Below are 19,939 nucleotides of genomic sequence, written 5' to 3'. Positions count from 1 at the left end.
GGATATAAAGCAGATGCGCAGTCATTATTGTGGGGACGTAAACAAGTCCCACGTTGGACAAGAAGTGACCCTGGTGGGTTGGGTGAACCGTAGCCGCGACTTGGGTGGTGTGGTGTTTTTGGATCTCCGGGATCGTGAAGGACTGATCCAGGTAGTATATGACCCGGACTTGCCTGAGGTTTTCGATGTCGCCAGCACACTGCGCAGCGAATTCTGTGTTCAGGTTAAAGGTGTGGTCAGAGCCCGTCCCGACAGCCAAGTCAACGCCCATATGCGTACCGGCGAAATCGAGGTGCTGGGTAAGGAACTGACCATAATCAACGCCGCCGACCCACTGCCGCTGAGTATGGATAACTTCCAGAACAACAGCGAAGAGCAGCGTCTCAAGTATCGCTATCTGGACCTGCGTCGTCCGGAAATGGCCCAGCGACTGATTTTCCGCGCCAAGGTCACCAGTGCCGTGCGTCGTTTTATGGACAGCAATGGTTTTTTGGATATCGAAACCCCTATTCTGACCAAGGCCACGCCGGAAGGCGCCCGTGACTATCTGGTGCCAAGCCGCACTTACAAGGGGCAGTTTTTCGCCTTGCCTCAGTCGCCTCAGCTGTTCAAACAGCTGTTGATGATGTCAGGTTTCGACCGTTACTACCAAATCGTCAAGTGCTTCCGCGACGAAGACTTGCGCGCCGACCGTCAGCCTGAATTTACCCAGATTGATATCGAAACCTCTTTCATGAGCTCTGAGCAGGTGATGCAAAAGACCGAGGAGATGGTGCGCGGTCTGTTCCTCGAATTGCTCAACGTGGACCTGGGTGAATTCCCAACCATGACCTATGCCGAAGCCATGCGCCGTTTCGGTTCCGACAAGCCGGATCTGCGTAACCCACTGGAACTGGTGGACGTGGCCGATCTGGTCAAGGATGTTGAGTTTGCGGTATTCAACGGCCCAGCCAACGATGTTGAAGGCCGAGTGGCGGTTATCCGGGTGCCGGGCGGCGCCGAGTTGTCCCGTAAGCAGATAGACGACTACACCAAGTATGTTGGTATCTACGGTGCCCGCGGTCTGGCCTGGATGAAGGTCAACGACCTGGCTGCCGGCATGGAAGGCATTCAGTCACCTGTGCTCAAGTTCCTCAATGAAGATATCGTCAAGGCGCTGCTGGAACGCACCGGCGCGCAAAGCGGTGATATCATTCTGTTTGGTGCCGACAAGGCCAATGTGGTTGCCGAAGCCATGGGCGCGCTGCGTCTGAAACTGGGTGAAGATTACAACCTGCTTCAGGGCGAGTGGGCGCCGCTGTGGGTTGTTGACTTCCCTATGTTTGAAAAGGCAGATGGTCGCCTGTACGCAGTGCACCATCCGTTCACCGCGCCAAGGGGCGTGACTCCGGCTGAGCTGGAAGCCAACCCGGCCGAGACGGTATCAGACGCCTATGATATGGTACTTAATGGTACCGAACTCGGCGGCGGCTCTGTGCGTATCCACAACCAGGAGATGCAGGCCACAGTATTCCGGATTCTTGGGATCACAGATGAAGAAGCCAAAGAAAAATTCGGCTTCCTGCTGGAAGCACTGCGCTACGGCACACCACCGCACGCAGGTTTGGCCTTCGGTCTCGACCGTCTGGTAATGCTGATGACCGGCGCCAGCTCGATTCGTGACGTGATGGCGTTCCCGAAAACCACTACCGCAGCCTGCCCGTTGACCAATGCACCGGGTGAGGCCAATCCACAACAACTGGTGGAATTGGGTATCAAGGTTGCTGAAAAGGCGGCCGACAAAGCTGAAGTCTGAAGGACTGAGCTTGAAGTCATAAAAGTGTGAATCAAACCGGGGCATAAGCCTCGGTCTGTTTTTTTACCGGTTTGAATTTAAACCGGTATTGAGAGGAGATATACCTATGGCAGGTCATAGTAAATGGGCCAACATCAAACACCGCAAGGCCGCTCAGGATGCCAAGCGCGGTAAACTGTTCACCAAACTTATCCGCGAGCTGACAGTATCAGCCCGCGAAGGTGGCTCAGATCCGGATTCAAACCCCCGTTTACGTGCCGCTATCGACAAAGCGCTGTCCAACAACATGACCCGTGACACAGTCGATCGTGCGGTTAAGCGCGGTGCCGGTGAGCTCGATGGTCAGGCGCTGGAAACCGTGGTTTATGAAGGTTATGGCCCAGGCGGCACCGCCGTTATGGTCGAGTGTATGACAGACAACCGCAACCGTACTGTTACCGGCGTACGTAACGCCTTCAATAAGTCCGGCGGCAACCTGGGGACAGATGGCTCAGTGGCGTATCTGTTCACCAAGCAGGGCGTTATCAGCTACGAAGAAGGCGTTGATGAAGATGCCATCATGGAAGCCGCGCTGGAAGCCGGTGCCGAAGATGTGGTCAGCAATGATGACGGCTCTGTGGATGTTTACACTGCACCTGCCGATTTCGGTGCGGTAAAAGATGCACTGGATGCCATTGGGGTTGAAGCGGTGAATGCCGAAGTGACCATGGTGCCATCGACCAAGGCCGATCTGGATGAAGATACCGCCGCCAAGTTCCTGCGTCTTATCGACACGTTGGAAGATCATGACGACGTTCAGGAAGTCTATCACAACGCGGAAATTGCCGATGATGTGATGGAACGCCTCGGCTGATAAGGCGGACTATGGCGATTATTTTGGGTGTCGACCCTGGCTCACGGATCACAGGCTACGGCGTGATCCAGTGTCAGGGAAGGCACCAGATTTATCTCGGCAGCGGTTGCATTCGCACCAGCTGCGAGGACCTTCCCTCCCGTCTCAAACAGATATTCGACGGCCTGTCGGAGATTATCCGCCAATATCAGCCGGAGCAGTTTGCCATTGAGAAAGTGTTCCTGGCCAAAAATGCCGATTCGGCACTGAAATTGGGCCAGGCCAGAGGCGCGGCCATAGTGGCGGCCACAGTGGCGAATTTACCGGTGGCTGAATACACGGCAACCCAGATCAAAAGCGCCGTGGTCGGGACGGGCAGGGCCCAGAAAACTCAGGTACAACACATGATCCAGCAGCTGCTCAAACTGCCGTCCGCCCCGCAGGCGGATGCGGCAGATGCGCTCGCCGTGGCCGTGTGTCATTATCATACTTGCCAGAGTCTGGTTGCCCTTGGCGGCCGGGCAACGGCCCGCAGCTATGGAAGATACAGATGATAGGGCGTTTACAGGGAATATTGCTGGAAAAGCAAGCTCCGGAAGTGTTGTTGGATGTGCATGGCGTGGGCTATGAACTGCAGATGCCGCTGACCAGCTTTTATGAACTGCCGGAACTGCAACAGAGCACCACTCTCTATACCCACTTTGTGGTGCGTGAAGATGCTCAGCTGCTGTATGGTTTTATTACCAAGCAGGAAAGAGCCCTGTTCAGATTACTTATCAAGGCCAATGGTGTCGGCCCCAAGTTGGCGCTGACCATACTGTCGGGGCTGACGGCGCAGGAATTTGTCAGCTGTGTCGAGCGCGACGATATCGCCACCTTGGTCAAACTGCCTGGGGTGGGCAAGAAGACCGCCGAGCGTTTATTGGTTGAGATGCGCGATAAGCTCAAGAGCCTGATGGAAGCCTCCAACGGCAATGAACGTGAGTTTGTGCTCAAGTCCAACTTTACCCCGGCAGAAGCGCCCAACAGCGCTGAAGAAGATGCCATTGCAGCCTTGCTCTCTTTGGGTTATAAACCCGCCCAGGCCAGCAAAGCGGTTTCCAGCGCCTTTGTTGAAGGCATAGATTCAGAAACCCTGATCAAAGCCGCACTCAAATCCATGCTGTAACATGGAGCGGATAACTGAGGAATGAAGGTAAAGGCATGATAGAGGCCGACAGACTGATCCAACCCCAAAGCTCTCCTCAGGAGGAGCTTATCGATCGGGCGATGCGTCCCAAGTTGCTGGACGAGTACACAGGTCAGAATGAGGCACGCGCTCAGCTCAAGGTGTTTATTCAAGCCGCCAAAAACCGCCAGGAAGCCTTGGATCACATGTTGATCTACGGCCCGCCTGGGCTTGGCAAGACCACCTTGGCAATGATAGTGGCCAATGAGATGGGGGTGAATATCAAGTCCACCTCGGGGCCTGTGCTGGAAAAAGCCGGCGATCTAGCGGCATTGCTGACCAATCTCGAGCCGGGCGATGTCCTGTTTATCGATGAAATTCACCGTCTCAGCCCAGTGGTGGAAGAAATTCTCTATCCGGCGATGGAAGACTATCAACTGGATATCATGATAGGCGAGGGCCCGGCGGCCCGTTCCATCAAACTGGACTTGCCGCCATTTACCCTGGTGGGAGCCACCACCCGCGCCGGTGCGCTCACTTCGCCGTTAAGGGCTCGTTTCGGGATCCCGCTGCGACTTGAGTTTTACAATGTGGACGACCTCAGCACCATAGTTGCCCGCTCTGCCAACATGTTGGAACTGCAGATGGACTCTGACGGCGCCAGGGAAATTGCCCGCCGAGCCCGCGGAACCCCGCGGATCGCCAACCGCCTGCTCAGACGGGTGCGTGATTTTGCCGAGGTGAAACACGATGGCCGGATCACCAAGTTGGTGGCCGAGCAAGCGCTGGATATGCTGGATGTGGACGGCGAAGGCTTCGATTACATGGACCGCAAGTTGCTGCTGGCGATCATCGACAAGTTTATGGGGGGGCCAGTGGGGCTCGACAACTTGGCGGCGGCCATAGGCGAAGAGCGGGAAACCATAGAAGATGTGCTGGAGCCATTTCTTATCCAGCAAGGTTTTATCCAGCGTACTCCCAGGGGCAGGATAGCCACTGCCAGGGCCTACAGCCATTTTGAGATGATAAAGCCGGAATAGCCAGAAAAGGGAAAGGTCTTAACAACTTTTCCCTGTCTAGTTACGCAAAATGGGTAAATCCTGCATCTTGGCAAACTGAACTGTGATAGTTAACTTATTGTATTAAAAACTTTAGTGTTGCAGCTGTCTCAACTTCCTTTGGAAAAGCACTTTGCTTAATATTATGTGCATCTTCCAGTTCTTATCAGATTTTATTCTTGTACAACCGGGTTTTGAAAAATCATTGATATTCAAAGCTGGTACATATTTCGTTAACTCATATATGCTCATAATGCGGCTTTTACTGGGCTGATGGTAAAACGGCTTTCGGGGCGCCCCAAACAAAAGGATTCACTTATGGTTGAAAAAATCACCGCCATGCTGGCGTTGATAGGAGTCTTGTCTCTGGCGTGTCAGTGGATTGGCTGGCGGATGCGTCTGCCGGCGATATTGCCGCTGCTATTGTGTGGTTTATTACTGGGGCCAGGGCTGGGTTTACTTAATCCCGACGCGATTTTCGGCGATCTGTTGTTCCCGATAATTTCCCTCGGGGTGGCGGTCATTCTGTTTGAGGGGGCGTTGACACTCAACTTCAAGGAGATCAAAGATCATGGCCGGATGGTGACGCATTTAGTGTCTGTGGGGGCGCTGATCACCTGGGGCTGTATCGCCTCGGCGGCGCATTTCTTGCTGAACTTTGACTGGCCGCTGGCGCTGCTGTTTGGTGCCTTGGTAGTGGTTACCGGCCCGACTGTGATAGTGCCCATGCTCCGAACTGTTAAGCCCAAGTCTCAGTTGGCGAGCATTCTGCGCTGGGAGGGTATAGTCATAGATCCGATAGGCGCCATGCTGGCGGTATTAGTGTTTGAGTATATTACTGTCAGTGCCGGGCAGACGGCTCATGTACTGCTGGCGCTTGGTTCCATGTTGGGGATAGGCCTGGGCCTGGGGGCTCTGGCCGGTTATCTTGTTGGTCGGATGTTGAGAAGCAACCTCTTGCCCCACTATCTCACCAACACGGCAGTGCTGACCATAATGCTCGGGGTCTTTGTCGGTTCAAACCTATTGCAGGAAGAGTCCGGCCTGTTGACAGTAACCGTAATGGGGATTTGGCTGGCCAATATGCGCGGCGTGGATATTGCCGATATTCTCGAGTTTAAAGAGACACTAACGGTACTGCTTATCTCGGCGCTGTTTATTTTGCTGGCGGCCAGGTTGGACTCATCTGCCATGCTCGACCTTGGTCTGGGCGGTCTTGGAGTACTGGCTGTGGTGCTCTTGGTGGCTAGGCCTTTGAGCATCTGGATCTCGGGCATAGGAACGTCTCTTAGCAGCGCTGAAAAGTGGTTCTTGAGCTGGGTGGCACCAAGAGGGATTGTAGCGGCGGCTGTGTCATCACTGTTTGCCATCAAGCTGGAGAAGATGGAAGTGCCCGGCGCTGAAACTATAGTGCCGCTGGTATTCTTGATCATCATAGGCACAGTTGTGATCCAGTCGCTCACCGCCAGACGCTGGGCTAGTATTCTTGGGGTGCAGGCAGGCTCTGCCCGCGGCCTGCTGATCTTTGGCGCTTCCAAGTTTTCCCGGGAGCTGGCCAAGGTGCTCAAGGGTAAGGATATCAAGGTGATCCTTGCCGACAGTAACTGGGATAATATTCGTTTGGCACGAATGGATAATATCCCGGTTTACTTCGGTAATCCTGCTTCCGAACATGCCGACACTTATCTGGATTTGACCGGTATCGGCAAGGTGCTAATCCTCTCTCCTTATCGTCAGCTTAATCCTTTGGTCTATTTCCATTTTCAGGACATACTCGGGCAGAAGAAGGTTTATGGTCTCAGTAACACGGAAAGCAATGGTACCAGTGCCCGCCATCAATTGTCTGAGTCCTATTTGAAGCGTATGTGCCTATTCGGTGAAACTGTCTCCTACGCCAAACTGGCCAGTTTGATGTCCAAGGGCGGGGTGCTTAAGAGCACTAACCTGACAGAAAGCTTTGGCTACAAAGATTTTTACCGTCGTTATGGTGAAACTGTAGTACCACTGATGTATTTGAAAAACGGTAAGGTCACTATGTTGACCGGTAACACGACAGACTTGCCAACGGGAATTGAACTTATCAGCCTGATCCCTAAAGAAGCGATGGCAGAAGCTTCAGCACTCAAGGAAGCTGAAGAAACCCTTAAACAGGCAAGGGCTGAAGCCGAGCAAAAGGCCAAGGAGCTGGAAGCCAAAGAGCAGCAAGCCGTATTAACTGCATCGGACGAGCAAGACAAGAAGGGCAATGAAGATGGAAAAGCCGGCGGCACGGACAATAAACAAGGTCGTGGAGAAGTAAGTGTCTGATAAAACATGAACCTTTGCCCTGAAAAATATTGAAAATACCGGATCGTTCAAACGACCCGGTATTTTTTTATAAAGTGCTTGGTGATATGGCATCAATTCCCGGAACCTCGGATTGGCCCAATCAGTAAAATGCCTGCTATAGTCCTGGCACAGCAGTCATCAAAGAGGTGAACCATGTCTGATTTTACCGTTTCCTCCGAAGCACAGGCGTTTTCTCTGCAAGAAAGAGAAGCCCTCTATAAGGCGATATTTGCTCGTCGTGACGTACGTAGCCAATTTTTGTCAAAACCGGTTGCCGAGGATAGTTTACAGCGGATCTTGGATGCCGCGCACCATGCGCCCAGCGTCGGCTTTATGCAACCTTGGGACTTTATTTTGGTACGCAGTAACGCCAAGCGTCAGGCAATTAAAGAAGGGTTTGACGCCGCCAATGCGCGTTCTGCCGAGCAGTTCAATGGTGAAAGACGACGCCATTATCAACGACTAAAACTAGAAGGTATTGTTGAAGCACCTTTGGGGATCTGCGTAACTTGCGATCCAAGCCGCACTGGGCCAGTGGTGCTGGGGCGCACCATCAAACCGGAAATGGACAACTACAGTGCGGTTTGTGCCGTGCAAAATCTGTGGCTTGCTGCCAGAGCAGAAGGTCTTGGGGTGGGGTGGGTCAGTATTCTCGACGATGAAGTGCTGCGTGAGACCTTGGGGATCCCGCAGCAGATAAGAATTATCGCCTATCTGTGTTTGGGTCGTGTAAGTGCCTTTAGTGATACCCCAGAGCTTGAACGTAAAGGTTGGTTGCCGAGGCGTCCCTTAGCCTTGGCGATACACGAAGATGGCTGGCAAGCGACCCAGCAGCAACAAACAGAGCAACTTTTGGCAGAATATCTTCATGAAAAGGGATATGAATAGATCCCAAAACTCTATCTGACTGTTTTGATTGTCAATACTTGAAGAGAGACTGTGGAGTGGCCCGATAGAAAACGGCAGGTGATATCCGCTTTGGGTTTGGGAGTTGCACTTGATAATCAGAATATGTTTATACCCATAAAACCCTCATTTCTGTGGATATCGCCTCGGTAATTCTACCTTTGGCGCATTGTATTACTGCGCTAACTGAGTTAGATTGAAACAAGTGTTTAAATTCAACGTTTAAGAGTCTTTAGATGAATCCCTACCAAGCCCCGTTAACCGACATGCGCTTCTTGCTTGAACATGTTTTTGATGCCGAACAAACCTGGTCTTCATTACCGGCAATGGCCGATATGGTCGATCTTGATACTGCCGGCGCCATCCTTGAAGAAGGAGCCAAACTGTGTCGCGACCTTATCCATCCTATAAACCGCAATGGGGATGAGCAAGGAGTCAGTTTCGAGGCTGGTAAGGTGATTACACCCGATGGCTACAAAGAGGCCTATGCCGAGTTTGCAGCAGGTGGTTGGGTAGGGCTGTGCGGCGATCCTGAGCTGGGTGGTATGGGCATGCCGAAAATGCTCGGTGTTATGGTCGATGAAATGGGTTATAGCGCCTGTAACGCCTTTACACTTTACAGCGCTCTGACTTCAGGCGCTGCACTGTGTATTCACGCTCACGGCAGTGAGGAGCTCAAGGCTAAATATCTGCCTAAACTCTACTCCGGTGAATGGGCTGGGGCCATGGATATGACAGAGCCTCAGGCTGGTTCGGACTTGCGTAATATCCGCACTCGCGCCGAACCGACCGACAGTGGCAGTTTCCTTATCAGTGGTTCAAAAATTTTCATCACAGGTGGCGATCAGGACTTGACCGAGAACCTGGTTCACCTGGTGCTGGCCAAGATCAGCGGCAGTAAGGGCATCTCGCTGTTCCTGGTTCCTAAGCTTAAGGTGGCCGATGACGGCAGTTTGGGCGAAGCCAACGGTGTAACTGTCGGCGCCATAGAGCACAAGATGGGCCTTAAGGGCTCGGCGACTTGTGTGATGAATTTCGATGATGCCGAGGGTTATCTTATCGGCGAGCCCAACCGTGGCCTGGTGTGCATGTTCACCATGATGAACTACGAACGTCTGTCTATCGGTATTCAGGGGCTTGGTAGTGCTCAAGGTGCTTATCAGATGGCGGCCGATTATGCCAAAGAGCGCCTCCAGGGCGTCGCTGCCGGCGGCTCACCAACCGGCAGCGATTCAGATCCTATTTTGGTACACGGCGACGTGCGGCGCATGCTGCTGAATATCCGCGCCATGACAGAAGCGGGCAGGGCCTTGGCCATGCTCACAGGTAAACAGCTGGATCTGGCCAAGTTTGCTGAAGATGAAGCGGTTAAAGCCAAAGCCAGTCGTTATGTGGGTCTCTTGACCCCAGTCGCCAAGGCGTTCCTGACTGATCGCGGTCTGGATGCCACCATATTGGCGCAGCAGGTATTCGGTGGTCACGGCTATATTCGAGAGACCGGCATAGAGCAGTTAGTGCGTGATACCCGTATCGCCCAGATTTATGAAGGCACCAATGGTATTCAGGCCATCGACTTTTTGGGGCGTAAGCTCACTGGTGACCGCCTGGCGACCTTGAATGAGTTTATCGCCGATATCAAGGCCGATATGGCGACTTTTGAACAAGTATCAAATGAGCAGAAACAGCGCGTTGAAAGCCTTTTCGACCAGTTTGCCAGTGCGATTGCCGCCATTAACGAGCAAAAAGGCGCTAAGCCTGCGCTCATTAACGCCTTGGCGGTTGAAGCCTTGGATGCCTTTGGTTACATACTCTACGGTTACCTGTGGCTGTTGATGGCCGATAAGGCACTCGCTGCAACCGATGCGCTCGAACCAGGCTTTGCCGAGGTCAAGAGCCAACTGAAGGAGTTCTACTTTGCCAAGTTGTTGGCCAAGGCTGATTTCCACTTGAGTCAGCTGGCCGGTGGTGATGATAGTGTGATGGCCCTTGCGCCCGAGCTGTTCTGATAATACAGAAGTATTCAAGCTGAATCGAAAGAGCCGCTATAAGCGGCTCTTTTCTTATGGCTTTATTGCCGTTTTTATCTAAGTACAAGCTTTGACGTTGCTCTACTAACGGGCGCTGACATTAAGCTCTGTCTGCGCTTTTTCCTGCTGTGTTGGTTTGGGCTTGTCTTGCTCTTTTGCCGCCAATTGGCCTTCTGCGTGGCTGTTTGCACGGTAATCTGTCAGCCCTTGCAGCAAAAGTGTGGCAAAGGGCGCGGCTTCAAGTTCCTTACTCTGGGGGCTCAAACCATTTTCCAGCACCACAAACAGGTATCTGGGCACTTGCTTGTCACTGTCATCGGTAACATAACCGGCCAGATTCACCACACCCTGCATGCTGCCTGTTTTGGCCCAGACTCTGCCCTTGAGCGGTTTGTTGGCATAATGCTTACGGTACTTCAAGGTGCCGCTGTGGCCGGAAACCGGCAGCTTGTGCATCAACCACTGGTAATCCGGGGTATCGGCAATCAATCGCAGCAACTGCGCCAACTGCCGGGCATTGAGTAGGTTGTAGCGAGATAGGCCTGAACCATCTATCAACTGGGCTCTTTCCAGCACTATGCCTTTTTCCGCCAGCACTTCCCTGATGGCCTTGGCACCAGCACTGAAACTGGCGCCATCACCATAATAGTGTTTACCCAGCTGTTTAAGCAGACTGTCGGCAATCAGGTTGTCAGATTCCAGCAGCATGGTTTCCAAAAGCTCGGGCAGGGCATCTGAGGCATGACTGGCCACCACCCTTGAGCTGGCAGGCAGCTGATTGGAAGTCAGTATCTTGCCTTTGATATTGAGCTTGCCCTTGATGATGCCGGCGACGCTGTCGATGGCATATTGGCCGGGGTCGTTGACCGCCAGCGCCAGCGGTAATACCTGAGCACCTGGGAAACAGCCACTGAAATGAAAGTGGTTACCGGGTAATCTAGCAAGTTGCAGTTCGCAAAAGCCCTGCTTGTGGCCCTTGTCGAAGATGGCGTTGGTGGTTAGCTTGACCGGCAGATAAACCGGCGCGGAAATTTTGGCTTTGTCCGAGGCGAGTGTGGGCTCGAGTTTGCCATGAACACAGTTTTGGTTGATCACATAGCTGGAGACGGGCGCCGCGTAACAGATCCCCAAATCATCCCATACCCAACCGGGTGCTCTGAGCTGTTCATGGGTTTCTCCTATCAAGATAAGATTGCCTTGCACCTGGCTGATACCCGCTTCGGTGACACGCTTGAACAGCTCGATTAAATCCTGGCGCTTGAGAGTCGGATCGCCACTGAACAGCAGATAGAGATCGCCTTTAAGCACGCCATTTTGGGGGGAACCTGTGCTGAGAATGCTGGTGTGATAGCGAAATTCTCCTCCCAGCAGTTCGGTGGCTGTTACCGCGGTCAGCAGCTTTTGGGTACTGGCCGGGATCATCAGGGTTTCGCTGTTGTGGCTCAGCAGTTGCTCGCCGCTTTGCAGATCTTCTATCCAGACGGCAGTTTGCGATGAAGCCGGGGTAATCAGATTCAAAAGATCATCAAGGGAGGTATTATCGGCCTTCAAAGGGGAAGACAGCGCCATGGCGCTCAATAATAACAGTGGACGTGCCAAGCCCTGCAGGGACAGCTGTGGCATGGAAAAGCCTCCGGTTCCGTGAATGCTTTTGAGAGTATAACCTGCAGAGCCTCAGCTGTCGTCCTTGTCCATCAGAGCATAGAGTTTAAGTGTGACTATCAATACCAAACCGATAAACAGCGGCAGTACCAAAGGGCCGAGATAGGTTTTGAAGTGAAACAGGGCCCAGGCCGCGAGCAAGGTGCCGATAAGCGTCAACCAGAATTGTTTGTTCATTGCCATCCAGGTTTGAGTTCAGTGAGTGAGGAGTTAAGGGCATCTTAGTGTATAAGGCTAATGCTGTGATAACAGGGCTGCCATCACAAAAGCGTGATCTGGGTCGGTTTTACTCATGGCGTGGTGTCGTAATCACCGCTTTTGATACAAATTGCGCCGAAATCGTGAACCAATAGCGACTGTTGACTAGAAAAGGCTTGCCCGAGCGAAGACAAGTGGGTAATTTCTATTGCCTTATTCGCCCCGCCGCGGATCTTTATTGATTACGCCATCACAGGGGAAGGACATTTTGCCGGGAAACACAGGGAGCGAGTGGATTGCCGGAACATACAGTGACAGGAGGATACCTTGCTGGATAAGCTGGGTGGAATTGCCATAGCGCCGGATGCATTGCACTGGCTGCTGACCCCAAGTAACTTCAAACAGACCTTGATTGAGCGGATCCGTAACGCCAAAGAGGCCATCTATATTGCGGCACTCTATCTGGAAGACGATGAGGCCGGACGCGAAATTCTTGCCGAACTGCTGGCGGCCAAAGCAGCCAGACCCGAACTCGAAATCAAGGTGTTGGTGGATTTTCACCGTGCCCGCCGCGGCCTTATTGGCCACAAGGGTGATGGCGGCAACAACCTGATGTACCGTCAGGTGATGGCACAAGCACAGCAGCGTTTCAACATTTATGGTGTACCGGTGAAATCCCGCGAATTTATGGGAGTGTTGCACCTCAAGGGCTTTATTGTCGATGATGCCGTGATATACAGTGGCGCCAGCCTCAATAATATCTATTTGCAGCAGAAAGACAGATATCGTTTCGATCGCTATCACTTACTGGAATCGGCCGAGTTGGCTGCCAGCATGCGAGAGATGATTGACAGTGCCATTTTGAGCGACAAAGCGGTCAGTTGCCTGAGCTGTCCGGAAGAAGAGGAAGTACTGCCGGAAAAAATTGATGTCCGAAGCTTTAAACAGCGACTGTCGGCGGCAAGCTATCAATTTAAGGGTGTTAAAGAGGGATTGCGGGTCACGCCGCTTTTGGGCCTTGGACGCAAACGTAATCCGCTCAACAAGGCGGTACTCGCCATGGTGGAAGAGTCCAAGGAATCACTCTTTATCTGCACTCCCTATTTTAACCCGCCCTATGCTTTGGTGCGGGCGTTGGTTAAACACCTGCGCAACGGCAAGCGTCTGGATATTCTGGTAGGTGATAAGACGGCCAATGACTTTTATATCCCGCCGGAGCAGGATTTTTCCACCATAGGTGCCTTGCCGTACCTCTATGAGCAGTCGCTGCGTAAATTTGTCAAACGCCAGCAATGGGCGGTGGATCAAGGACTACTCAATATCCATCTGTGGAAGCATGACAACAACAGTTATCACCTCAAAGGGGTGAGCATGGATAGTCGCAAACACCTGCTCACCGGCAGCAATCTGAATCCGCGGGCCTGGGCTCTGGATCTGGAAAATGGTTTGCTGCTGCATGATGACAAACAAGAGCTGGCCGAGTCTTTTGTCAAAGAGCAGCAACATCTGCTGCTGCACAGCCAGCGTTTGTATCATTACAGCCAGATAGATACCTTGCAGAGTTACCCCAAGCCAGTAAAGAAAATCATGAACCGCATTCGCAGACTCAAGGCCGACTTTCTGCTGCGGCGTATTCTCTGATAGCGCTTTTCTCAAGCGCTTGGCCGAATGAGAGCATGATTGCAGAACTTCATTCAGTTATGGTTTAACCTTGGCTTATTCAGTCAAGGTTAAATCCAGTCAAGGTTAAGCACAGCCAGAATGAGTGATATCGTCCGCTTATCCCGCATCAATTTCCGTCATCTTCTGGTGCTCAGACAGCTGCTTGAAGAGCAAAGCGTCACCCAGGCGGCCGCGCGGCTGTGTTTGAGCCCTTCGGCGGTCAGCAAAATACTCTCCCAGCTCAGGGATTGCCTTGACGACGAGCTCTTCTACCGTCAGGGTAACCAGCTGTTGCCGACGGCCAAGGCCAAACGACTCGGGCCGGTTATCAGCGCCATGCTCAGAGAGATGGATAACCTGTTTACCGAAGAGGGCTTTCGCCCGGAAAGATTTCAAGGGCGGATGAATTTAGCGCTGAGGGAAAGCAGCTTCGAACTGCTTGCGAGCGCTATCGCCCGTGTGCAGCAGCAGGCGCCGGGAATGACACTGGCAGTGCATGCCAAAGAGAGCACGGGGTTTCAATCCCTGTGTGAAGGACGGGTGGACTTGTTGGTTCTGCCTCACGACTTGGGACAACCGCCGACTGGCCGCAACGAACTGATTTGGGAGCGCTTGGCCGAGGACGAGATGTGTTGTCTGATGCGAGCCGAGCACCCGCTGGCGGCAAAAGAGCTGACGCTGGATGCCTATATGAGCTTCGCCCATGTGGGCATTTTGGACGCCGATCTGCAGCAACCCTTTTTCGAGCAGTCATTGGCACAATTGAGCCGCAGGCGAGTTCTGGCGATGGAAGTCGCCGACTTCGGCGCCGCCGCCAGTCTCTGCCGCCACACGGACTTGCTGTTTACCTGCTCGGCGCTGTGGGCTTCAATGGCGGCGCAGGCAAGCGGCATGGTGGTTAAGCCATTGCCATTTGCTTATGGCAAGGTGGGCTATAGCATGGTGCATCATCAAAGTGGCAGCCGGGATCCGGCGCTGCAATGGCTAAAAGCGACCCTACTCAGTGGCTTTAAGCAGTCCATCAGCCTAGGTTAACCGGTGGCAGACTGATATTGGCTATGCCGGCACGGCTGAGCGCCTTGGCCAGGTCATCAATCTGCTGTTGGCTTGCCTTGGGCCAGAGCAAGGCCTCGCCTTTGACACCATGATGATTGTAACCGTTTAGGCGTAGCCGCATCGGCTCCCCCTTCAGCGCTTGCCGGCGTTGCAAGTCGAGCAAAAACGACACCAAAGCGTTAAAGTGCTGCCAATAATCACTCGTTCCGGGGACTTCCAGTAGCCTGACTTCCGCCAGTTTCCCTGCTTCGGCCAGCAGTTGCAGGCTCTGCTTAACCTTGATATTGCCACGGCCTGTCAGTCGTCGGTGAGCCGGCTCATCCCAGGCTTTCAGGTCAACCATGGCGCCATCAAGCCAAGGAAGCAGACGTTGCCAACCACTTGCTCCCAGGCTGCCATTGGTATCCAAAAGGCAAGTCAGGTGTTTGAGCTCTGGGCTTTGTTTAATGGCCTTAAACAGGTTACTGACGAACTTCAGCTGCAAGCTGGCCTCTCCACCACTCAAGGTGATACCGCGGATAAAAGCTTTCTGCCTTTTAATCAGCGCCAACGCTTTTCCGACTGACAGGCGTTGGGTCTTGGGCTGGCTGCTCGAAGGGCAAACATCGAGACAGGTGTCGCAGCCGATGCAGCTTGTACTATCCCAGGCAAGCCTGAGAGACGCCTTGCTATTGGGAACTGCTTGAGTGTCAGTCGCAGTTGATTTAAGGCTCAAGGCACCTGCCGGGCAGTGCGCAATACACTCTTGGCAGGCATTACACAGAGTGATGGTTTCCGGATTATGGCAACCCGGGCAGCGAAAATTGCAACCCTGAAGGAAAAACACCATGCGATTGCCCGGGCCATCTACGGTCGAGAAGGGCAGTACCCTGGCGACTTCGGCACTGGCAACCTCGGAGTCCATAGCCAATGCCGAAGCATCGGTATCGCCGCGACTTAACTCACGGCTATGCGACTCACACCCATTCAGTTTATAGCGATTAAGCTCAGAATGATTGAACGGGCTATCAAACACTCCCGGGGCTGCACTCTTCATAGCTTACGCCCTTACACCTGGGACTTGCCGGCGGCATGGAACTCGGCGCTCACTACCCGCGGTGCCCTTTGGGTCACGGCCGTGGTTTCACTGGCCTCTGTGCCCAGGAAGGTGGTGTTGGTACGTGAACCTTGTTGCCGGTAACTGGCGATCTGCGACTTTTTCACCATATAACCTGTGATGCGCACCAGATCGGTATCGGCGGTATTGGCGGTAAATTCACGAAAGCCGGTATCCAGCGCGCCGATACACAGCTCAAGCAGAGCTTCAGGATTGGCCTTGATGGTTTCATCCAGAGTCAGGATCTCGCTGATCCCGGAAGGATAGAAAGCGTGTTGCGGCGCCAGCGCCAACACATGAGTGACAGGATCCGGCTCGTGGCCGTAGGCGATTCTGACTCCCGGAGTGGTGCCTTTGTCGATGGAAAGTCCCCCCTGGGCATGAAGTAAGGCGCGGCCATTAAAGCCGAAACTGACTTGGGTCGTGGTTACTCTATCACTGAGCGCGCGGGTAATGGCTAAACCGAGCGCATTGGCCTGCTCGCTGTGACCATATTCGCCACTCATTCCAGCCAGCTGCTGCAGATGATTGACGGCTTCGGCCATGGCATAAACGCCGAACATGGGCGCAAAGCGGGATTCGTCAATGAGGCCTTCTTTTACCAGGAAAGAGTCGAAGAAATGGGACCTATGGTGTAAAAACTCACAGCGTAGCTCAATCAGTTCATACATCAGGTTGCAGTAATGTGGCAGGGTGCGCTCGAGCATTTCCTCCAGGGTACCGGCTTCTTCGGCGACGGCTTTGAGGTTAAGTCTGACCAGCGTATTGGCGCCGCCTCGGGTGGGGAGCGCGTTATAACAGCTGACAATGCCAAACGTTTGATTTGGCGCCTCACCGGGAGCACAAGCAAAGGTTTGGGCATGTATCGGCCAGTTGCCTATGTGAGGTTTACTGCAGGCAATGATATTGTCTGTCGCCAGTCGCAGCAGCGCTTTGGGCGTGCGCTTGGGGTCATACATAAAGGTTAGATTGGGGGCCACCTGCTTGAGCTCGGCATCAATGCGCAAAATAGTGCGGCAGACACGGTTGTCCTCTGGGCCTATGTTGGCGTGCATAAAGGCGTCTGGCAGGGTGCGATCCAACTGGATCCAGAAGCGTTTCAGTTTCTGATACAAGGCGTCATCACTGACATCCTGGCAGTAAGGCAACAATAAACTATCGAGATAGCCGAGAAACACCGGGATATTGGTGACTGACGGCACATGGTGATACAGCACCATCAGCTTCATCAGGGCATCATCCAGATCTTCGGCCGGTGTCAACTCCAGATACTCGGAGCCTTGCTCGAGAAAACGTTGGTAATCGGGCAAAACATATCTGGGTTTGAATGGGGCATGGCCCTCAAACATATCGCAGATAACGCCTTTATCCATGGCTTGGGTCAGTGCTTCACTGCGCGGAAGATAGGGAATACTGGCATCGGCAGCACCGGCCAGCGCCAGGGTCTTTTGCTTGGGGTCAAGCAAGGGATCGGTAATAAGACTGAGAAATTGATTGTCCATAGTGAGACTCCGCTAAAGGAAAGGCGCTAACCGGCGCAATGGCCGAATTGGCTTTCAAACATAATAATTGAAATGGCTTTTAACCTGAGTCTAAGTAGGGACTTTATTTTCCGGAAGTGAAATGTGCTTGAGAGCGCTTATCTAAAATGGAAATCCGCTGCTTTACATCAAATATTGCAAGGACAATGAAGAAGCTGGGAGATATAGGGTGAAAGCACTGCTGAGGGACGGATAAAAACGGGTCATGGTCGCTTGAGAAAGACCTAAGCCTTGGCAGGACAGTATACAACTGGCATAAAAAACGCCTGCACTTGGCAGGCGTTTGGCTTTGAATTCGGATTACTTGGCTGTCATCAAGGCAACGGCGTTGTCCAGCATACGGTTGCTGAAACCCCACTCGTTGTCATACCAGGCCATGACTTTCACCAGACGTCCCTTGACGCGAGTCTGGGTGGCGTCGAAGTTGGATGAGAAGGCGTTGTGGTTGAAGTCGATGGAAACCAGAGGTTCCTTGTTTACCGCCAGCACTTCGTTCATGGGTGAAGTCTTGGCTGCCGCTTCTATAATGGCGTTAACTTCCTCCACTGTGGTGTCGCGGGAAGCGATAAAGGACAGATCAACCAGAGACACGTTGACTGTCGGAACCCTAACCGCCAGGCCGTCGAACTTGCCCTGAAGCTCTGGTACAACCAAACCAACAGCCGCCGCTGCGCCTGTTTTGGTCGGGATCATCGACAGTGCCGCGGCGCGGGCACGACGCATATCGCTGTGATACACATCAGACAGACGCTGGTCATTGGTGTAGGCGTGAATCGTAGTCATCAGGCCGGACTCAATGCCGATGGCATCATTCAACGGCTTGGCCACAGGCGCCAGACAGTTAGTGGTACAGGAAGCATTGGAGATAACAGTCATCTCTTTGGTGATTTCCTGGTTGTTAACCCCGTATACCACGGTGGCATCAACATTCTTGCCGGGAGCTGAGATGATAACCTTCTTGGCGCCTGCATCCAGGTGCGGTTGTACCGCTTCTTTGGAAGTGAAAATACCGGTACATTCGAAGACTACGTCTACCTGCAGCTCGGCCCATGGCAGCTTGGATGGATCGCGTTCCTGGAAGGTTGGGATCTTGTCGCCGTTGACATAAATAGCTTCATCGTCGTGTTCGACTTTGGCGTTGAAGCGGCCATGAACAGAGTCATACTTGGTCAGGTGAGCATTGATGGAAGCGTCTCCGAGATCGTTGATGGCAACGATTTTAATTGGATAGTCTTTCTCGCTCTCGTATAGAGCTCGCAGAACATTGCGTCCGATACGGCCATAACCGTTAATTGCTACGCGGATAGTCATCTCATATCCCTCTGGTGAATGTAAAAACAGTAATTGGTAGTAAAATTACAAAAATGTCGCGGGTCGTCAAGTTAAATCACGCTGCAACTGGCTATTCCGTTAACAAATTAGGTGTTTTTATTACAGCGGTCGCGAAACAATGCTTTAATTGTGCGACCGACAGGCGTAAATTACAAACTGGCAAGTAATTTGCCGCCCGGAGAGTACATCATCAGTTTTGTTTGGCCGCTTCGGCGCTTTTCTCAAGCTTGCTGCTATCAGTGGTTTTACTATTTGCGGCTTGTGCTGCTCCCGCCTCAGTATCAACTTGTTTCCCCGCATTACCTTGCAGGCGTTTGGGCCAGTCACTCTCAAGATAATTCCCAGTTTTCAGAGCCTCGGCCAAATTGCTTGCCTGTTCATCCAAGTGTGTACTTAACTGACTGTTGTTGCCTATCATGGCCTTGAGCTGGGCCTCATCGACCGGGTTGTCGGTCAAAAGCAAATTGGCTCTCGAGAGCAGATAGGCCTGCTCCATATCCTGCAACTGCCGGGAAGCACTTGCCAGCCCCAACAACCAATCGGAGTCGAAGTTCTTATCTGTACTTTTTGAAAACACTTTAAGATAGAGTTGTTTCGCTTTGATGGCATCAAACTTGAGATAATAGCCCGCGAGCCCGGCAAGGATCTCGGGCGAATCTATCTGTTGCTGTTGTTCCGCCTCCAGCAGTATCTTGAGCGCCGCATCATCACCCAAATGAGCCCAGTGATAGAAGGCTATATAGATGTCATTGCTGCCCTTGGTGGAGGCTTGCAATTCAGACAGACTTTGCGCACTCAAGCCATAGGCTCTGGCCCTGTCATTGGTGCGCTCTGGATTGAGAATATGTTGTACTCCTGACGCCAGCCCCACGCAGCGGTTGTAATTTTCCAAGTTAACGAGCAAGTGATAAATTTGCTTGCCTGAGGGTTCCGATGTGGTTTTTACCTGGTAGCGCTGAATAATCAGACTGTTTTTTTCCCGTCGGCACCAGCTATCCTTATGCAAATCGTCACAAAGTTCAGGATTATTCTTACAAATAGTGGCAGGGTTACCGCTGTTATCACAGCCACTAACCCAAGCTATAAGGATAAATGATGTAATTATTACTAGATTACGCGTCAAAATACGCTCCACATGGTTAAATCTGTAATTTAATTAGAGATTTAGCGAAAATCTGCTACTAGCTTGAAGCTGCAGTTTTCATTACAATAGCGCCGACCAAAGAGGGGCAGGTTAGCTGTCATAAATATGATTATTGGTCTTTTCTTTTTGTTACT

16 protein-coding genes are annotated in these 19,939 nt (G+C 52.5%); 10 read left to right on the top strand and 6 right to left on the bottom strand.

All coding sequences use genetic code 11. The features are described from left to right. Positions 1–13: 13 nt before the first annotated feature. From aspS to ACMHXE_RS03400, 8 genes are all read left to right on the top strand, one after another. Entirely contained in the window at positions 14–1,795 is a 1,782-nt protein-coding gene (gene aspS, locus ACMHXE_RS03435) for an aspartate--tRNA ligase (protein ID WP_413731383.1), read from the top strand. Between the two features lie 106 nt (positions 1,796–1,901). Then, complete coding sequence (locus tag ACMHXE_RS03430) at positions 1,902–2,648, top strand: YebC/PmpR family DNA-binding transcriptional regulator (RefSeq protein WP_039032909.1); 747 nt, start codon at positions 1,902–1,904, stop codon at positions 2,646–2,648. Between the two features lie 11 nt (positions 2,649–2,659). Further along, positions 2,660–3,181 carry a crossover junction endodeoxyribonuclease RuvC gene (gene ruvC / locus ACMHXE_RS03425; RefSeq protein ID WP_025889772.1) on the top strand — a complete coding sequence of 174 codons (522 nt, stop codon included), beginning with the start codon at positions 2,660–2,662 and terminating at the stop codon, positions 3,179–3,181. Then, positions 3,178–3,795, top strand: a complete 618-nt coding sequence (ruvA, locus tag ACMHXE_RS03420; protein ID WP_101056564.1) for a Holliday junction branch migration protein RuvA — start codon at positions 3,178–3,180, stop codon at positions 3,793–3,795. The genes ruvC and ruvA overlap by 4 nt, the downstream gene beginning before the upstream one ends. Positions 3,796–3,830: 35 nt before the next feature. Beyond that, positions 3,831–4,835, top strand: a complete 1,005-nt coding sequence (gene ruvB, locus ACMHXE_RS03415) for a Holliday junction branch migration DNA helicase RuvB (protein WP_025009694.1) — start codon at positions 3,831–3,833, stop codon at positions 4,833–4,835. A 336-nt stretch (positions 4,836–5,171) separates the two neighbouring features. After that, the gene (locus tag ACMHXE_RS03410) at positions 5,172–7,160 is read left to right on the top strand and encodes a cation:proton antiporter (RefSeq protein WP_101056563.1); all 1,989 of its coding nucleotides are present in this window, start codon (positions 5,172–5,174) and stop codon (positions 7,158–7,160) included. Positions 7,161–7,334: 174 nt separating this feature from the next. Further along, the gene (gene bluB, locus ACMHXE_RS03405; protein WP_335921988.1) at positions 7,335–8,069 is read left to right on the top strand and encodes a 5,6-dimethylbenzimidazole synthase; all 735 of its coding nucleotides are present in this window, start codon (positions 7,335–7,337) and stop codon (positions 8,067–8,069) included. Between the two features lie 254 nt (positions 8,070–8,323). Next, positions 8,324–10,093 (top strand): acyl-CoA dehydrogenase family protein, encoded by a 1,770-nt coding sequence (locus ACMHXE_RS03400; RefSeq protein WP_248953088.1) that lies wholly within the window; start codon positions 8,324–8,326, stop codon positions 10,091–10,093. A gap of 105 nt (positions 10,094–10,198) precedes the next feature. Here the strand turns inward: ACMHXE_RS03400 and dacB are convergent, their stop codons facing one another. Together dacB and ACMHXE_RS03390 are read right to left on the bottom strand one after the other, a co-directional pair. Then, positions 10,199–11,737, bottom strand: a complete 1,539-nt coding sequence (dacB, locus tag ACMHXE_RS03395; RefSeq protein WP_234555419.1) for a D-alanyl-D-alanine carboxypeptidase/D-alanyl-D-alanine-endopeptidase — start codon at positions 11,735–11,737, stop codon at positions 10,199–10,201. Between the two features lie 51 nt (positions 11,738–11,788). After that, positions 11,789–11,953, bottom strand: a complete 165-nt coding sequence (locus ACMHXE_RS03390; protein ID WP_100143596.1) for a hypothetical protein — start codon at positions 11,951–11,953, stop codon at positions 11,789–11,791. A gap of 348 nt (positions 11,954–12,301) precedes the next feature. Between ACMHXE_RS03390 and pssA the strand changes: the two genes are divergently transcribed. Then, positions 12,302–13,615 (top strand): CDP-diacylglycerol--serine O-phosphatidyltransferase, encoded by a 1,314-nt coding sequence (gene pssA, locus ACMHXE_RS03385; protein WP_101056559.1) that lies wholly within the window; start codon positions 12,302–12,304, stop codon positions 13,613–13,615. Between the two features lie 120 nt (positions 13,616–13,735). Next, positions 13,736–14,671, top strand: a complete 936-nt coding sequence (locus ACMHXE_RS03380) for a LysR family transcriptional regulator (protein WP_335921986.1) — start codon at positions 13,736–13,738, stop codon at positions 14,669–14,671. On the opposite strand, the gene ACMHXE_RS03375 is transcribed toward ACMHXE_RS03380, so the two are convergent. The 4 genes from ACMHXE_RS03375 to ACMHXE_RS03360 form a co-directional block, all read right to left on the bottom strand. Beyond that, positions 14,658–15,728: a YjjW family glycine radical enzyme activase gene (locus tag ACMHXE_RS03375; protein WP_308427931.1), complete on the bottom strand. Its 1,071-nt coding sequence runs from the start codon at positions 15,726–15,728 to the stop codon at positions 14,658–14,660. The genes ACMHXE_RS03380 and ACMHXE_RS03375 overlap by 14 nt on opposite strands. A gap of 11 nt (positions 15,729–15,739) precedes the next feature. Further along, positions 15,740–17,290, bottom strand: a complete 1,551-nt coding sequence (locus ACMHXE_RS03370) for a YjjI family glycine radical enzyme (RefSeq protein ID WP_224867455.1) — start codon at positions 17,288–17,290, stop codon at positions 15,740–15,742. A gap of 339 nt (positions 17,291–17,629) precedes the next feature. Further along, positions 17,630–18,640: a type I glyceraldehyde-3-phosphate dehydrogenase gene (gap, locus tag ACMHXE_RS03365; protein WP_101056556.1), complete on the bottom strand. Its 1,011-nt coding sequence runs from the start codon at positions 18,638–18,640 to the stop codon at positions 17,630–17,632. A 211-nt stretch (positions 18,641–18,851) separates the two neighbouring features. Continuing rightward, entirely contained in the window at positions 18,852–19,796 is a 945-nt protein-coding gene (locus tag ACMHXE_RS03360) for a DUF2989 domain-containing protein (RefSeq protein ID WP_308427930.1), read from the bottom strand. Positions 19,797–19,939 lie beyond the last annotated feature (143 nt).

Origin of the sequence: Shewanella sp. BJSY2023SW007, from assembly GCF_047314525.1 — a bacterium.
In the GTDB taxonomy this organism is placed as follows: Bacteria; Pseudomonadota; Gammaproteobacteria; order Enterobacterales; family Shewanellaceae; genus Shewanella; species Shewanella chilikensis.
Note: the sequence above shows the minus strand (reverse complement) of the source record. Positions and strands in the feature narration are given on the sequence as shown.

Coding starts and splice junctions, on each gene's coding strand:
- aspS (WP_413731383.1), top strand. CDS start 14: ATGCGCAGTCATTATTGTGGGGACGTAAACAAGTCCCACGTTGGACAA.
- ACMHXE_RS03430 (WP_039032909.1), top strand. CDS start 1,902: ATGGCAGGTCATAGTAAATGGGCCAACATCAAACACCGCAAGGCCGCT.
- ruvC (WP_025889772.1), top strand. CDS start 2,660: ATGGCGATTATTTTGGGTGTCGACCCTGGCTCACGGATCACAGGCTAC.
- ruvA (WP_101056564.1), top strand. CDS start 3,178: ATGATAGGGCGTTTACAGGGAATATTGCTGGAAAAGCAAGCTCCGGAA.
- ruvB (WP_025009694.1), top strand. CDS start 3,831: ATGATAGAGGCCGACAGACTGATCCAACCCCAAAGCTCTCCTCAGGAG.
- ACMHXE_RS03410 (WP_101056563.1), top strand. CDS start 5,172: ATGGTTGAAAAAATCACCGCCATGCTGGCGTTGATAGGAGTCTTGTCT.
- bluB (WP_335921988.1), top strand. CDS start 7,335: ATGTCTGATTTTACCGTTTCCTCCGAAGCACAGGCGTTTTCTCTGCAA.
- ACMHXE_RS03400 (WP_248953088.1), top strand. CDS start 8,324: ATGAATCCCTACCAAGCCCCGTTAACCGACATGCGCTTCTTGCTTGAA.
- dacB (WP_234555419.1), bottom strand. CDS start 11,737: ATGCCACAGCTGTCCCTGCAGGGCTTGGCACGTCCACTGTTATTATTG.
- ACMHXE_RS03390 (WP_100143596.1), bottom strand. CDS start 11,953: ATGAACAAACAATTCTGGTTGACGCTTATCGGCACCTTGCTCGCGGCC.
- ACMHXE_RS03380 (WP_335921986.1), top strand. CDS start 13,736: ATGAGTGATATCGTCCGCTTATCCCGCATCAATTTCCGTCATCTTCTG.
- ACMHXE_RS03375 (WP_308427931.1), bottom strand. CDS start 15,728: ATGAAGAGTGCAGCCCCGGGAGTGTTTGATAGCCCGTTCAATCATTCT.
- ACMHXE_RS03370 (WP_224867455.1), bottom strand. CDS start 17,290: ATGGACAATCAATTTCTCAGTCTTATTACCGATCCCTTGCTTGACCCC.
- gap (WP_101056556.1), bottom strand. CDS start 18,640: ATGACTATCCGCGTAGCAATTAACGGTTATGGCCGTATCGGACGCAAT.